We start from the raw sequence: 13,556 nt of genomic DNA, 5'->3' as shown, positions 1-13,556 counted from the left end.
TTAAAAGAAAAATGCTTTTTCCCCTCTTAAAATCTCGTTGATAACTTCTAAATAAAACACCGTAAATTCTTTGTATTTTTACACTTTGTTTTACCTAAACGCTTCAAAATAATTAAACCTTTTCGATGTATTTAATTTTCGATACTGAAACTACCGGATTACCTAAAAGCTGGAACGCTCCTATTACTGACACCGATAACTGGCCTAGAGCCATACAAATTGCGTGGCAATTACACGATGAATTGGGGAACTTGGTGGAACATAATGACTTTTTAATTCAGCCCGACGGATTTAACATACCCTATGATGCAGAAAGAATTCATGGTATTTCTACTGATTTAGCGCAGGAACAAGGAATTTTACTGCAAGAAGGACTCGATTTATTTAACGATGCTTTACAAAAAACAAAGTTTGTTGTCGGTCAAAATGTAGCTTTTGATGTAAATATTATGGGATGTGAATTCCATCGTTTAGGTGTTGAAAATAATTTAACCGAATTACCAGTTTTAGATACATGTACCGAGCATACAGCTCGCATGTGTCAAATTCCTGGAGGTCGTGGAGGTAAATTTAAATTACCAACACTTACCGAATTACATCAACATTTATTTGGCAGCGGTTTTGGCGAAGCACACAACGCAACTGCCGATGTTGAGGCAACTACACGTTGTTTTTTAGAATTGATAAGGCTTGAGCAGTTTACCAAGAAACAGCTTGAGTGCGAAGATGATTTTTTTAATAAATTCAAGAAAGAAAATCCGAATACAATTCAAGTTATTGGTTTAAATCACCTAAACTTAAAACGCGAAAGTGAAAAAATTCGTGCGCGAATTGAAAAAGCTAAAGGAGTTACAACAACAATAAACACCAACGAAAGTTTAGCTGAATTAAAAAACATTCAATTTGCACACCTTCATAACCATACACAATACTCGGTTTTACAATCCACCATTCAAATTGGTAATATTGTAAAAGCTGCTGCAAAAGATGATATGTCGGCAGTAGCCATGACCGATACTGGTAATATGATGGCGGCTTTTCATTTTGTGCAAGCGGTTTTAAATCATAATAAAGCCGTTAATTCTGCCAATAAAGAAGCTATTGAAAAAGGTGAAGAACCTACTCAAAAAACATTAAAACCAATTGTTGGTTGTGAGTTTAATATTTGTACCGATCACACAAATAAAAGTCAAAAAGACAATGGTTATCAGGTAGTTTTGTTAGCAAAAAACAAAAAAGGATATCACAATTTAGCAAAAATGTCATCCATCGCTTTTGTTGATGGATTTTACTACATTCCAAGAATTGACAAAAAAGTAATTGAACAATATAAAGAAGACATTATTGTACTTACCGGAAACCTGTATGGTGAAGTTCCGAGTAAAATATTAAACGTTGGTGAAGCTCAGGCCGAAGAAGCTTTACTTTGGTGGAAAGAACAATTTGGTGACGATTTGTATATCGAATTAATGCGTCACAATCAACAAGATGAAAAAGTAGTAAACGAAACACTTTTAAAGTTTTCAAAAAAACATAACATAAAAACTGTTGCATCAAATAACACTTTTTATTTAGATAAAGAAGATGCCAATGCACACGATATTTTATTGTGTGTAAAAGACGGAGAAAAACAAGCAACTCCAAAAGGAAGAGGAAGAGGTTATCGTTATGGTTTACCAAACGACGAGTATTATTTTAAATCATCTGAAGAGATGAAAACCTTATTTGCAGATCTTCCTGAGGCTATTATCAACATACAGGAAGTTGTTGATAAAATAGAACCTTATACACTTGCCCGAGACGTTTTATTACCTGCTTTTGATATTCCTGATGAATTTAAAGACGAAAAAGACAATGAAGATGGAGGAAAACGAGGAGAAAACAATTTTTTACGCCATTTAACTTATGTAGGTGCTAAAAAAAGATATGGTGAAATTACTGAAAGCATTCGAGAGCGTTTAGATTTTGAGCTAGAAGTAATTGAAAAAACAGGATATCCGGGTTACTTCTTAATTGTGGAAGATTTTATCCGCGAAGCAAGAAACATGGACGTATCTGTGGGTCCAGGACGTGGTTCGGCAGCCGGATCTGTAGTTGCCTATTGTTTATGGATTACCAATATAGATCCCATAAAATACGATTTACTTTTTGAGCGTTTCTTAAATCCTGAACGTGTATCGATGCCTGATATTGATATTGATTTTGATGATGAAGGGCGTGGACGCGTAATGAATTATGTAATTGATAAATACGGTGCCAATCAAGTAGCACAAATTATTACGTACGGTACCATGGCGGCAAAATCTTCTATTAGAGATACTGCTCGTGTACTTGATTTACCGCTTTTTGAAGCCGACAGAATTGCCAAGTTAATTCCTGGAATGAAGCTGAAGAAAATATTTTCTTTGGATGAAAAAACACTAAAAGAAAAACTTAGAGCAGAAGAAATCGAGCTAGTAAACGAACTAAAACGATTATCTGACGGATCGGATTTAATGGCAGAAACCATTAACAAAGCTAGGGTTTTAGAAGGCTCGGTACGTAATACTGGTATTCATGCTTGTGGTGTAATTATTACACCCGATGATATTACAAAATTCGTTCCTGTTGCGTTGGCAAAAGATTCTGACATGTATGTAACTCAGTTCGACAACTCGGTTGTAGAAGATGCTGGTTTACTAAAAATGGATTTTTTAGGATTAAAAACATTAACCTTAATTAAGGATACCGTTAAAATTGTAAAAGCACGACATGATGTGCTTTTAGATCCTGAAAATTTTCCGTTAGATGATGTAAAAACTTACGAATTATTTCAAAGAGGAGAAACGGTTGGTATTTTTCAGTACGAATCTCCCGGAATGCAAAAACACATGCGCTCTTTAAAACCTACCGTTTTTGAAGATTTAATTGCCATGAATGCTTTGTACAGACCAGGGCCAATGGAATATATTCCTTCTTTTATCCGAAGAAAACACGGAGATGAAGAAATTGAATACGATTTACCTGCCATGGAAGAATACCTTGCTGAAACCTACGGAATTACCGTATACCAAGAGCAAGTAATGTTATTATCGCAAAAATTAGCTGATTTTACCAAAGGTGAAGCCGATGTTTTACGTAAAGCCATGGGTAAAAAGCAAATTGCGGTTCTTGATAAAATGAAACCTAAGTTTGTTAAACAGGCTATTGCAAACGGACATGACGAAAAAAAATTAGAAAAAATTTGGACTGACTGGGAAGCTTTTGCTTCTTATGCTTTTAACAAATCACACTCTACTTGTTATGCTTGGATTGCTTATCAAACAGCATATTTAAAAGCACATTATCCAGCTGAATATATGGCAGCTGTACTTTCAAACAACATGAACGATATTAAATCAGTTTCGTTTTTTATGGAAGAATGTAAACGTGCCGGAATTACCGTTTTAGGACCCGATGTAAATGAATCGTATTTAAAATTCTCAGTAAATAAAGAAGGTGCTATTCGTTTTGGAATGGCAGCTATTAAAGGTGTCGGTGCATCTGCTGTACAAGCAATTATTAATGAACGAAAAGAAAACGGAAATTATACTTCTATTTTTGATGTTGCTAAACGCGTAGATTTAAGAGCTGCCAACAAGAAAGCTTTTGACGGACTTGTTTTAGCTGGTGGATTTGACTCGTTTACCAATGCGCACAGGGCACAATATTATGTTACTGATGAAAAAGGACAAACTTTTTTAGAAAAAGCACTCCGCTTTGGTAATAAATATCAAGAAAACAAAAACTCTTCTCAGGTTTCTTTATTTGGTGGCGGGTCTGATGAGGAAATGCCAGAACCTATGATTCCTATTTGTGATACTTGGGGAACGATGGAACTACTAGGAAAGGAAAAAGAAGTTGTTGGTATTTATATTTCTGCGCATCCGTTAGATGATTTTAAAAACGAATTAAAATTTAGCAACGCTAGTCTTTCTTATTATAACGACTTACCAAAATACGAAGGAATGGCAATGTCGTTTGGAGGGATTGTTACTGATGTACAACATCGGGTTTCGAAAGCAGGAAAAGGTTGGGCAACTTTTTTTATTGAAGATTATAGTGAAAATTTTGAATTCAGAATTTTTGGTGAAGAATACTTAAGGTTTAAACACTTTCTAGTTCCTAATTCTTTCTTATTTGTAAAAACAATGATAAAACCTGGATGGACAAATAAAGAAGGTATAAAAGGAGAACCTAGAATTAGCTTTACCGATTTTTTACTGCTACACGATATTATGGATAAAATGTGTAAAAAAATCACTATAAAAATGCCGTTGCAAGAGGTTAAAGAAAACCGAATTAAAGATTTACAGCACTTATTTGCAACCAATAGCGGAACGCATAATTTACATTTTACTATTTGGGATGCTGATGAAAAAATTGAATTGAATTTACCAAGTAGAAATACTAAGATTAAAATTTCAAACGAATTTCTAAGATTGTTAGACGAGCAACATATTAATTATAAATTGAATTAATACTTATTCTTTATTTAGAAAATCTAAAATAATTCCAACTACAATTTCCAATTCGCTAGATAGTTTTTGGCTTCTCCACGGATGTTTTACATTAAAAACATGATCAGCTCCGTTAATAATTTTAAACTCGCTTTCAGAGTTCCACTGATGTAGGTTCTCGGCTTCATTAATTAAAATTGAAGTGTCATTATTTCCATGAATAATTAAATGTGGTATTTTTAATCGTTCTTCAGCAGATTTAATATTTAAACGAGTTTCATTCGTTTTAAAATCTTTATAAAACTGATAATAATGTGGCATTTGTTGCTTTGTTCTTCCGTTTAAAACATACTTAACACCAGAGTTTTCCCACTCTTTCAAGTTTCCAGCAGTAGTTGTACGTTTTCCAAAATCACTTATGCTTGCTAATGTAATTAGTTTATTTATTCTACTATCTTCAGATGCTTTTATTATTGCAATACCTCCACCTCTACTATGGCCAATTAAATTAATATTATTCGCATTAATCTTATCATTACCTTTAAAATAAGACGTAACCCAATCTAATACATCGTTTAAATCATCAAGTTCTTTGGTGTAATTATTATTTCCGAAAGCTTCTAAATCTGGAAAATCTATTGGATTTTCTACCGTTCCTCCATTGTGAGAAAAATTAAACTTAACAAAACAAAATCCTGCTTTAGCAAAAGATTCTCCCATTAAATTCCATGCTCCCCAATCTTTAAATCCTTTATACCCATGACAAAAAATAATAATTGGTTGATTATCTTCTTTTGAATAAAACGTATCTATCAAAATAGGTTTTTTATCAACTCTATTAAGAATTATGTTCTTCTTAGTTTCCATAATAAAAGCAACTTATTTAGTCAACTCTCTAAATAAACTTTCTAGATCTTTATTTTCGGCATTTAATCCTAAAATTTTCAATCCGTTTTCTTGAGCAAAATCAAAAATTACAGGGCGCATATCTTTAGTTGTTTCAAAAGTTAGAATCCAATTATTCTCTACGGTATTTTTATAATGCGTAAGATTTGGTAAACGTTCTATAAACTGTTCTTCTAATTTATAATCAAACGTAACTTTTATTACTTGCTTATTACTTGTTTTAAGCTCGGTAATTGGCTTATCAATAACCAAACTCCCTTTATTAATAATAATTACGCGGTCGCACATTGCCTCAACTTCTTGCATAATATGCGTAGACAATAAGACTGTTTTATTTTTTCCGAGTTCTTTGATCAATTCACGAATTTCTACCAATTGATTTGGATCTAAACCTGTGGTTGGCTCATCTAAAATTAACACATCAGGATTGTGTAAAATAGCCGCAGCTAATCCTACACGCTGTCGGTATCCTTTGGATAATTGATTGATTTTTTTATGCGCTTCGGCCATTAATCCAACTTGTTGAATAATCGCATCAATTTTATTTTTGGGTGTTTTATAAATGGCTACCTGAAATTGCAAGTACTCTCGCACATACATCTCTAAATATAACGGATTGTGCTCTGGCAAATACCCAGTATTTTTTTGTGCTTCTATAGGATTTTTAATTACATCTATTCCGCTTACAAAAACACTTCCTTCACTAGGCTGAATAAAACCGGTTAAGATTTTCATCGTAGTAGATTTCCCTGCTCCGTTTGGCCCTAAAAAGCCAACAATCTCTCCTTTTTTTGCTTCAAAAGAAATATGATTTACTGCTTTTTGAGTTCCGTAAATTTTAGATATCGCGGTAAGTTGTATTGACATATTTTTATGGAATGAAATTTAAAAAAAATTAGAATTTCAAATTTATGGTATCTCTTAGAACACTTTCGAGAAATATTATTTTATCACAAGGTCTAAAATGCAATCGACCTGAAATTTAGAGAATTAATTATTTTCTAATATAAGAAACGAAACTATAATCGTATTTATTCTTTTCGTCTGCTTTAAAATCTTCTCTTGCTACTTCTTTCCAAACGTCCATATTAATTTCAGGAAAAAAAACATCGGCTTCAAAATCGTGATGAACAATCGTAATATCTAATCTATCTGCTAAATTATCTTTTAATGCTTGTTGATAAATCTGAGCGCCACCAATAATAAATGCATCTTTTTCGTCGGTTAAATCAATTGCTTCTTTTATCGAATTAGCCACCAAACATCCATCTTTAAAATAATCGTTATTTCTAGTAATAATTACTGACGTACGATTTGGCAAAGGCTTGCCAATACTTTCAAAAGTATTACGTCCCATTAAAATATGATGCCCTGATGTAACTTTTTTAAAGCGTTTTAAATCGGCTGGTAGGTACCAAATTAAGTCGTTATCTTTTCCTAAAGCATTGTTGTTTGCTATTGCTGCAATTATTGTAATCATAAATTGTATTTAATGGGCAATTACATACTCTTTGCCCATTCTTTAATATAACTTGTTAAATCTCTTTTTCTTGTTATAGCTTCGTCTAAAACTTCTGTTTTAATATTATCGACTAAAGTTTTAATGGCGTTTAATACTTTTTCGTCGTTAATATCTGCTATTTTTTCATAAAGAGAGTCTTTTAAAACATCAACATTTGTAGTCATCTTTTCTATTTTTTAGCGTCTCTTACAAAGCTACTAAAGATATTACAAAAAATAAAGTTAAATTATACTGCTACTTTTCCTTTTATATGCGGATGCGGATTGTAATCGATCAATTCAAAATCATCAAAAGTAAAATCTTCAATATTTGTTATCTTCGGATTGATTTTCATCTTCGGAAGCGCTCTTAAGTCTCTAGACAACTGTAATTCTAGCTGCTCTACATGATTGCTATAAATATGTGCATCACCAAAAGTATGAATAAATTCGCCTGCTTCGTAACCACAAACTTGTGCCATCATCATTGTAAACAACGCATAACTTGCAATATTAAACGGAACGCCTAAAAATATATCGGCACTTCGTTGGTATAATTGACAAGATAATTTTCCGTCTGCCACATAAAACTGAAAAAATGCATGACATGGTGGTAACGCAGCTTTATCGTTAGCAACATTTTCTGAAAAAGATTTTGAAGTATCTGGCATTACCGAAGGATTCCACGCTGAAACTAACATTCTACGGCTATTCGGATTCGTTTTTAGCGTTTCAATAACATCTTTTAATTGATCAATCTCATCGCTATTCCAATTACGCCATTGATGCCCATAAACAGGACCTAAATCACCATTTTCATCAGCCCATTCATTCCAAATTCTAACACCATTTTCTTGTAAATATTTTACATTTGTATCACCTTTTATAAACCATAAAAGTTCATAAACAATCGATTTTAGATGTAATTTTTTGGTAGTTACCATCGGAAAACCTTCACTTAAATCAAAACGCATTTGATGACCAAAAACACTTTTTGTTCCTGTTCCTGTTCTGTCTCCTTTCTCATTTCCGTTTTCTAAAACGTGTTTTACTAAATCGTGATATTGCTTCATCCTCTACTTTTGATTTTTGTAAAAATAAAAAAGCTTCAACATTTAATGCTGAAGCTTTTTAAAATTATATTAATAAGTTATTAACTATTTAGCTGTCTGTGGCGACTCGCCACTACCCAATAATCATACCAGCAATTGTTGCCGACATTAATGATGCGATAGTACCACCAATTAATGCTTTCATTCCAAATTCTGATAATGTTTTACGTTGCCCTGGCGCTAAAGAACCAATACCACCAATTTGAATACCAATTGATGCAAAATTTGCAAAACCACATAACATATAAGTTGCCATAATAATAGATTTATTATACGTTAAATGCATTGCGCTTGCTGCATTTTTAAGTTCAGCTAATTGAATATACCCAACAAATTCACTTGCCGCTAATTTAATACCTAACAACTGTCCCATTAAGGCCATATCTTCTTTTGCTACACCAATTAACCACATTAAAGGTGCAAAAACATATCCTAAAATTGCCTCTAAAGAAAACTTAGCATAACTTGTGTTTTCAGCCATCCAAGAGTTTAGTGATGTGATATCTCCTACCCAACCTAAAATTCCGTTTATCATAGCGATAAATGCAATAAATACTAACAACATTGCTGCCACATTCATTGCTAAATTTAACCCTTCAGTTGTTCCGTTTGCAATGGCATCTAAAATATTAGAGCCTATTTTTTCTGATGAAACTTGTACATCTGTATTAACCTCTTCCGTTTGCGGATATAAAATTTTAGAAATAATAATTGCTCCTGGCGCTGCCATTACCGACGCTGCTAATAAATGTTTTGCATACAACAATCGTAACACCTCATCTTCTCCTCCTAAAAAGCCAATGTAAGCAGCTAAAACCGCTCCGGCAACTGTTGCCATACCTCCGATCATTACCAATAACATTTCAGACTTATTCATTTTTTCTAAATAAGCTTTAATCAATAAAGGAGCTTCTGTTTGACCTAAGAAAATATTTCCTGCAACTGATAAACTTTCTGCTCCTGATATTTTTAATCCTTTTGATAACAACCAAGCTAATCCTTTTACTATTTTTTGAATTAATCCTAAATAGAATAACAACGATGTTAATGCCGAAAAGAAAATAATAGTTGGCAATACTTGAAAAGCAAATATAAAACCGAATGATCCCATATTAGAAACCAATCCGCTAAACAAAAACTCACTTCCTGCACGTGTAAAATCTAAAACACTTACAAATAAACCACCTACCAATTCGAACGTTTTTTGAACAAATGGCACTTTTAAAACACCAATGGCTATTATTAATTGAAAAGCTAATCCTAAACCAACCGTTTTCCAATCAATTCCTTTTCTGTTTGCACTAAACAAAAAAGCAACTAGCAACAACACAACCATTCCTAAAGCTCCTCGCCATAAACTTTGCATTGAAAATCCTTGACTTGGTACAATTTCACCTGTATTATCTGCAACTTCTTCTACTTTTTTAACAACAGTTGCTAGGTTTGATGTTGTTGTAAATTTATACAACACATTTTTTTCTGATAATATTAATGCTTCATCAGTTAATTCAACCACGTTAAAATAACGAACTGTATCGTTAGGTTGTTTGTGATTAAATATTAGTAAGTTATTTTGATGAATGTAATTTCCAGAAGCCTGTAAACTATCTTTTTCAACTAAAGAATAGTTAAAATTTCCATTAATTAAACTTAAAACATCTGATGGATTTATTGTAACTATTGAACTACCATTTGTAGTTATTGATGAAAAATTCCACTTTTTCTCTATACTTTGACCAAAAGTTAATATTGATGCACAAAGCATTAAAAGAGTAATTATTTTTTTCATTTTGTGTATTTTATTAAGATCGTTTACTTATTTCGTCACGAATTTCTGCTGCTAATTCATAATCTTCATTTACCACAGCTTCATTTAATTTTTCGTTTAACTCTCGTAACGATAAATGCGAATAACTTTTATAATCTGCGGTATCCTCTTCACCTAAAGAAAACTCTATTCCGTCATCTTCAAGATCTTCTTCAATAATCAACTCTTCGTCCATTTTTAAATAAACACCTGCTTTATCTAAAATGTTTTCATAAGTAAAAATTGGTGCTTGAAAACGAACTGCCAACGCTATTGCATCCGAGGTACGAGTGTCTATAATTTCTTCTATTCCGTCACGCTCACAAATTAAGCTCGAATAAAAAACACCGTCTACCAATTTATGAATGATTACCTGTGTTACTTTTATTAAAAACCGATCAGAAAATGTTTTAAATAAATCGTGTGTAAGTGGTCTTGGCGGGCGAATTTCTTTTTCTAAAGCAATGGCTATAGATTGCGCCTCAAATGCACCAATAATAATAGGAAGTGTTCTTGTACCTTCCATTTCGCTTAACACTAATGCGTAAGCTCCACTTTGAGTTTGGCTATACGAAATCCCCTTAATAGTCAGTTTAATTAAACTCATGTACAATTATAATAAATAACAAAAAAGCTGTCTAATTTTAGGCGCTACGCTTCAAATTTTAGACAGCCTTCTAAAGTGGGCACAATTTACTAAAAATTATGAGTTGACCTCTAATTTATAATAAAAAGAAAATTTACCCAATAGATTATGCTTGTTTAAAAGCTTTTAATTTTTCTACTAATTGAGGTACAACTTCAAAAGCGTCGCCAACAATTCCGTAATCTGCAGCTTTAAAGAAAGGTGCTTCAGGATCTGTGTTAATAACTACTTTTACTTTTGATGCATTAATACCTGCTAAATGCTGAATTGCACCCGAAATACCAATAGCAATATATAAGTTTGATGCTACAGGCTTACCTGTTTGACCAACATGCTCGCTATGAGGACGCCATCCTAAATCAGATACTGGTTTAGAACACGCAGTTGCTGCTCCTAAAACATCCGCTAATTCTTCAATCATTCCCCAGTTTTCTGGGCCTTTCATTCCTCTACCAGCAGAAACAACAATATCAGCATCAGCTATAGTTACTGTTCCGCTTGCTTTATTAATACTTTCTGATTTTACACCTAATTCAGGTAAAGTAGCTTCAAAACCTTCGGTTGATCCACTTACAGCATTTTCATGTGCTCCGTATGAATTCTTCGCAACTCCAACTACTTTTTTCTCAGTTGAAATTTCAGTATTATTAAATCCTTTATTCGAAAAAGCTTTTCTTTTTACAACAAATGGACTTACACTAGTTGGTAAAGCAACTACGTTAGATGCGTAACCAGCCTCTAAAGCTACTGCTACTAAAGGTGCTACTGTAAATCCGTCAATACTTGAATCAACAATTACAGTATTTGCTCCTTTTGCTTCAGCAACTTGCGTTATAATTGAAGCGTATGCTTTTGCGTTAAACGACGTTAAATCGTTTTTAACTTCAATTACTTTTTCTGCTCCGTATGCGTATAGTTCAGCTGCGTCTCCTCCATTGATAGTTACTACTAACATATCATTTCCTAGTTGTTCAGCTACTTTTTTTCCGTATGAAACTACTTCAAAAGCAGTTTTTTTAAATTTTCCTTCCGATGCATCGGCAAAAACTAATACAGACATATTTTTATGTTTTTTATATCATTAATAAAAAAAATCAATCTTTTAATAATGATGTGTTTGTAAATTTTACTATTAAATTGCTTTTGCTTCGTTGTGTAATAAGTCGATTAAAGCATCAACATTATCCACTAACTTTACAGCTCCTTTTTCAGCAGGTTTCTCAAAATTTTGAGTAACAGTACTTGCTGCAGCTCCTGTTGGTTCTACTACTGCTAAAGGTTTTTTACGTGCCATCATAATTCCACGCATATTTGGTATACGTAAATCTTTTTCTTCTACCATTCCCTTTTGCCCCGCAATTACCATTGGTAAAGCTGAAGAAACTTTTTCTTCACCTCCATCAATCTCTCTATTTAAAGTTACGTTTGTTCCATCAACCTCAACACTAACGCAAGCATTAACAAAGTTAAAATCTACCAAAGAAGCTAACATTCCAGGAACCATTTGACCGTTATAATCTGCAGACTCTTTTCCTGCTAAAACTAAATCGTATCCTCCGTTTTTAACAATTTCAGCTAATTCTTTAGCAACCATAAATCCATCTGTAGGTTCAGCATTTACACGAATCGCATCATCAGCACCAATAGCTAATGCTTTACGTAAAGTTGGCTCAGTTGAAACACCTCCAACATTTACAACAGTTACCGTAGCACCTTGCTTTTCTTTAAACCACATTGCACGAGTTAAACTAAACTCATCATACGGGTTTATAACATATTGAACTCCATTAGTATCAAACTTTGTATCATTATCTGTAAAGTTGATTTTCGAAGTAGTATCAGGTACATGACTGATACAAACTAATATTTTCATATATTGTTGTTTTTAAGAAACTTATTTTTTTGAGCTACGAAGTTACGTTTTTTTTTTAATTTACTATGCATGCATAGTAAATTTTTATACTCACCTCAGCTTTCGGTGTAAAATTAAGCAAAAACATGGCTAATTTGTTTACCTTAAAAATGTATTTCTTATTCCTATTTTTATTATTTTTGCTTTCTTGATAAACAACGACTAATAAAACGTATGAAAACAATACAATTTAGAGAAGCTATTTGCGAGGCTATGAGTGAAGAAATGCGAAGAGATGAAAGCATTTACTTAATGGGTGAAGAAGTAGCTGAATATAACGGAGCATACAAGGCTTCAAAAGGAATGTTAGATGAGTTTGGTGAAAAGAGAGTTATAGATACTCCTATTGCTGAATTAGGTTTTGGAGGTATTGCAGTAGGATCTGCAATGAACGGAAATCGTCCTATTGTAGAGTACATGACTTTTAATTTCTCTTTAGTTGGTATTGATCAAATTATCAATAACGCAGCTAAAATTCGTCAAATGAGTGGTGGACAATTTAATTGCCCAATTGTTTTTCGTGGACCAACGGCTTCAGCTGGTCAATTAGCAGCAACACACTCACAAGCTTTTGAAAGCTGGTTTGCTAACTGTCCTGGTTTAAAAGTTATAGTTCCTTCTAATCCTTATGATGCTAAAGGTTTATTAAAAGCCGCTATTAGAGATGACGACCCAGTTATTTTTATGGAATCTGAACAAATGTATGGTGATAAAATGGAGGTTCCTGAAGGAGAATACATTATCCCTATTGGTGTTGCTGATATAAAAAGAGAAGGTACTGATGTTACTGTCGTTTCTTTTGGTAAAATTATTAAGGAAGCATACAAGGCTGCTGATGAATTAGCTAAAGAAGGAATTTCAATAGAAATTATTGATTTACGTACCGTTCGTCCGATGGATCATAACGCTATATTAGAATCTGTAAAGAAAACTAACAGATTAGTAATTTTAGAAGAAGCTTGGCCATTTGGAAGTGTATCATCAGAAATTACTTTTAGAATACAAGATGAGGCTTTTGATTATTTAGACGCTCCTATAAAAAGAATTACAACTGCAGATACACCAGCACCATATTCTCCTGTTTTATTAGAAGAATGGTTACCAAATGCAGGTGACGTTGTTAAAGCGGTTAAAGATGTGATGTATCTAAATAAATAGATAACACACTAAAAATAAACAAAATAAAAATCCTTTT

11 protein-coding genes are annotated in these 13,556 nt (G+C 33.0%); 2 read left to right on the top strand and 9 right to left on the bottom strand.

All coding sequences use genetic code 11. The features are described 5' to 3' along the window. Positions 1-125: 125 nt before the first annotated feature. Positions 126-4,499: a DNA polymerase III subunit alpha gene (gene dnaE / locus ACN5J5_RS07190; protein ID WP_418644253.1), complete on the top strand. Its 4,374-nt coding sequence runs from the start codon at positions 126-128 to the stop codon at positions 4,497-4,499. A gap of 3 nt (positions 4,500-4,502) precedes the next feature. Here the strand turns inward: dnaE and ACN5J5_RS07185 are convergent, their stop codons facing one another. The 9 genes from ACN5J5_RS07185 to ACN5J5_RS07145 form a co-directional block, all read right to left on the bottom strand. Further along, a complete protein-coding gene (locus tag ACN5J5_RS07185; RefSeq protein ID WP_418644252.1) occupies positions 4,503-5,345 on the bottom strand; it encodes an alpha/beta hydrolase family protein in 843 nt (280 codons plus the stop codon). Positions 5,346-5,357: 12 nt separating this feature from the next. After that, positions 5,358-6,251, bottom strand: a complete 894-nt coding sequence (gene gldA, locus ACN5J5_RS07180) for a gliding motility-associated ABC transporter ATP-binding subunit GldA (RefSeq protein WP_418644251.1) — start codon at positions 6,249-6,251, stop codon at positions 5,358-5,360. Between the two features lie 127 nt (positions 6,252-6,378). Next, complete coding sequence (locus ACN5J5_RS07175; RefSeq protein ID WP_418644250.1) at positions 6,379-6,864, bottom strand: dihydrofolate reductase; 486 nt, start codon at positions 6,862-6,864, stop codon at positions 6,379-6,381. 20 nt (positions 6,865-6,884) lie between these two features. Then, positions 6,885-7,070 carry a hypothetical protein gene (locus ACN5J5_RS07170; RefSeq protein ID WP_418644249.1) on the bottom strand — a complete coding sequence of 62 codons (186 nt, stop codon included), beginning with the start codon at positions 7,068-7,070 and terminating at the stop codon, positions 6,885-6,887. Positions 7,071-7,132: 62 nt separating this feature from the next. Beyond that, on the bottom strand, positions 7,133-7,957 hold the full coding sequence (locus ACN5J5_RS07165; RefSeq protein ID WP_418644248.1) for a thymidylate synthase: 825 nt from the start codon (positions 7,955-7,957) through the stop codon (positions 7,133-7,135). A gap of 112 nt (positions 7,958-8,069) precedes the next feature. Next, positions 8,070-9,785, bottom strand: coding sequence for a NupC/NupG family nucleoside CNT transporter (locus ACN5J5_RS07160; RefSeq protein ID WP_418644247.1), 1,716 nt, complete (start codon positions 9,783-9,785; stop codon positions 8,070-8,072). 13 nt (positions 9,786-9,798) lie between these two features. Further along, on the bottom strand, positions 9,799-10,410 hold the full coding sequence (locus ACN5J5_RS07155) for a bifunctional nuclease domain-containing protein (protein ID WP_418644246.1): 612 nt from the start codon (positions 10,408-10,410) through the stop codon (positions 9,799-9,801). Positions 10,411-10,555: 145 nt separating this feature from the next. Continuing rightward, entirely contained in the window at positions 10,556-11,509 is a 954-nt protein-coding gene (locus ACN5J5_RS07150) for an electron transfer flavoprotein subunit alpha/FixB family protein (RefSeq protein ID WP_418644245.1), read from the bottom strand. A 72-nt stretch (positions 11,510-11,581) separates the two neighbouring features. Continuing rightward, complete coding sequence (locus tag ACN5J5_RS07145; RefSeq protein ID WP_418644244.1) at positions 11,582-12,322, bottom strand: electron transfer flavoprotein subunit beta/FixA family protein; 741 nt, start codon at positions 12,320-12,322, stop codon at positions 11,582-11,584. 213 nt (positions 12,323-12,535) lie between these two features. Between ACN5J5_RS07145 and ACN5J5_RS07140 the strand changes: the two genes are divergently transcribed. Further along, entirely contained in the window at positions 12,536-13,519 is a 984-nt protein-coding gene (locus ACN5J5_RS07140) for a pyruvate dehydrogenase complex E1 component subunit beta (RefSeq protein ID WP_418644243.1), read from the top strand. Positions 13,520-13,556: the final 37 nt, after the last annotated feature.

This window comes from Tenacibaculum insulae (assembly GCF_964512435.1).
Classification (GTDB): domain Bacteria; phylum Bacteroidota; class Bacteroidia; order Flavobacteriales; family Flavobacteriaceae; genus Polaribacter; species Polaribacter insulae_A.
This window is presented reverse-complemented; position numbering and strand designations above follow the sequence as displayed.

Bases quoted from the DNA above. Each gene is read 5' to 3' on its own strand.
- ACN5J5_RS07170 (WP_418644249.1), bottom strand. From the start codon at position 7,070: ATGACTACAAATGTTGATGTTTTAAAAGACTCTCTTTATGAAAAAATA.
- ACN5J5_RS07165 (WP_418644248.1), bottom strand. From the start codon at position 7,957: ATGAAGCAATATCACGATTTAGTAAAACACGTTTTAGAAAACGGAAAT.
- ACN5J5_RS07160 (WP_418644247.1), bottom strand. From the start codon at position 9,785: ATGAAAAAAATAATTACTCTTTTAATGCTTTGTGCATCAATATTAACT.
- dnaE (WP_418644253.1), top strand. From the start codon at position 126: ATGTATTTAATTTTCGATACTGAAACTACCGGATTACCTAAAAGCTGG.
- gldA (WP_418644251.1), bottom strand. From the start codon at position 6,251: ATGTCAATACAACTTACCGCGATATCTAAAATTTACGGAACTCAAAAA.
- ACN5J5_RS07175 (WP_418644250.1), bottom strand. From the start codon at position 6,864: ATGATTACAATAATTGCAGCAATAGCAAACAACAATGCTTTAGGAAAA.
- ACN5J5_RS07145 (WP_418644244.1), bottom strand. From the start codon at position 12,322: ATGAAAATATTAGTTTGTATCAGTCATGTACCTGATACTACTTCGAAA.
- ACN5J5_RS07150 (WP_418644245.1), bottom strand. From the start codon at position 11,509: ATGTCTGTATTAGTTTTTGCCGATGCATCGGAAGGAAAATTTAAAAAA.
- ACN5J5_RS07155 (WP_418644246.1), bottom strand. From the start codon at position 10,410: ATGAGTTTAATTAAACTGACTATTAAGGGGATTTCGTATAGCCAAACT.
- ACN5J5_RS07185 (WP_418644252.1), bottom strand. From the start codon at position 5,345: ATGGAAACTAAGAAGAACATAATTCTTAATAGAGTTGATAAAAAACCT.
- ACN5J5_RS07140 (WP_418644243.1), top strand. From the start codon at position 12,536: ATGAAAACAATACAATTTAGAGAAGCTATTTGCGAGGCTATGAGTGAA.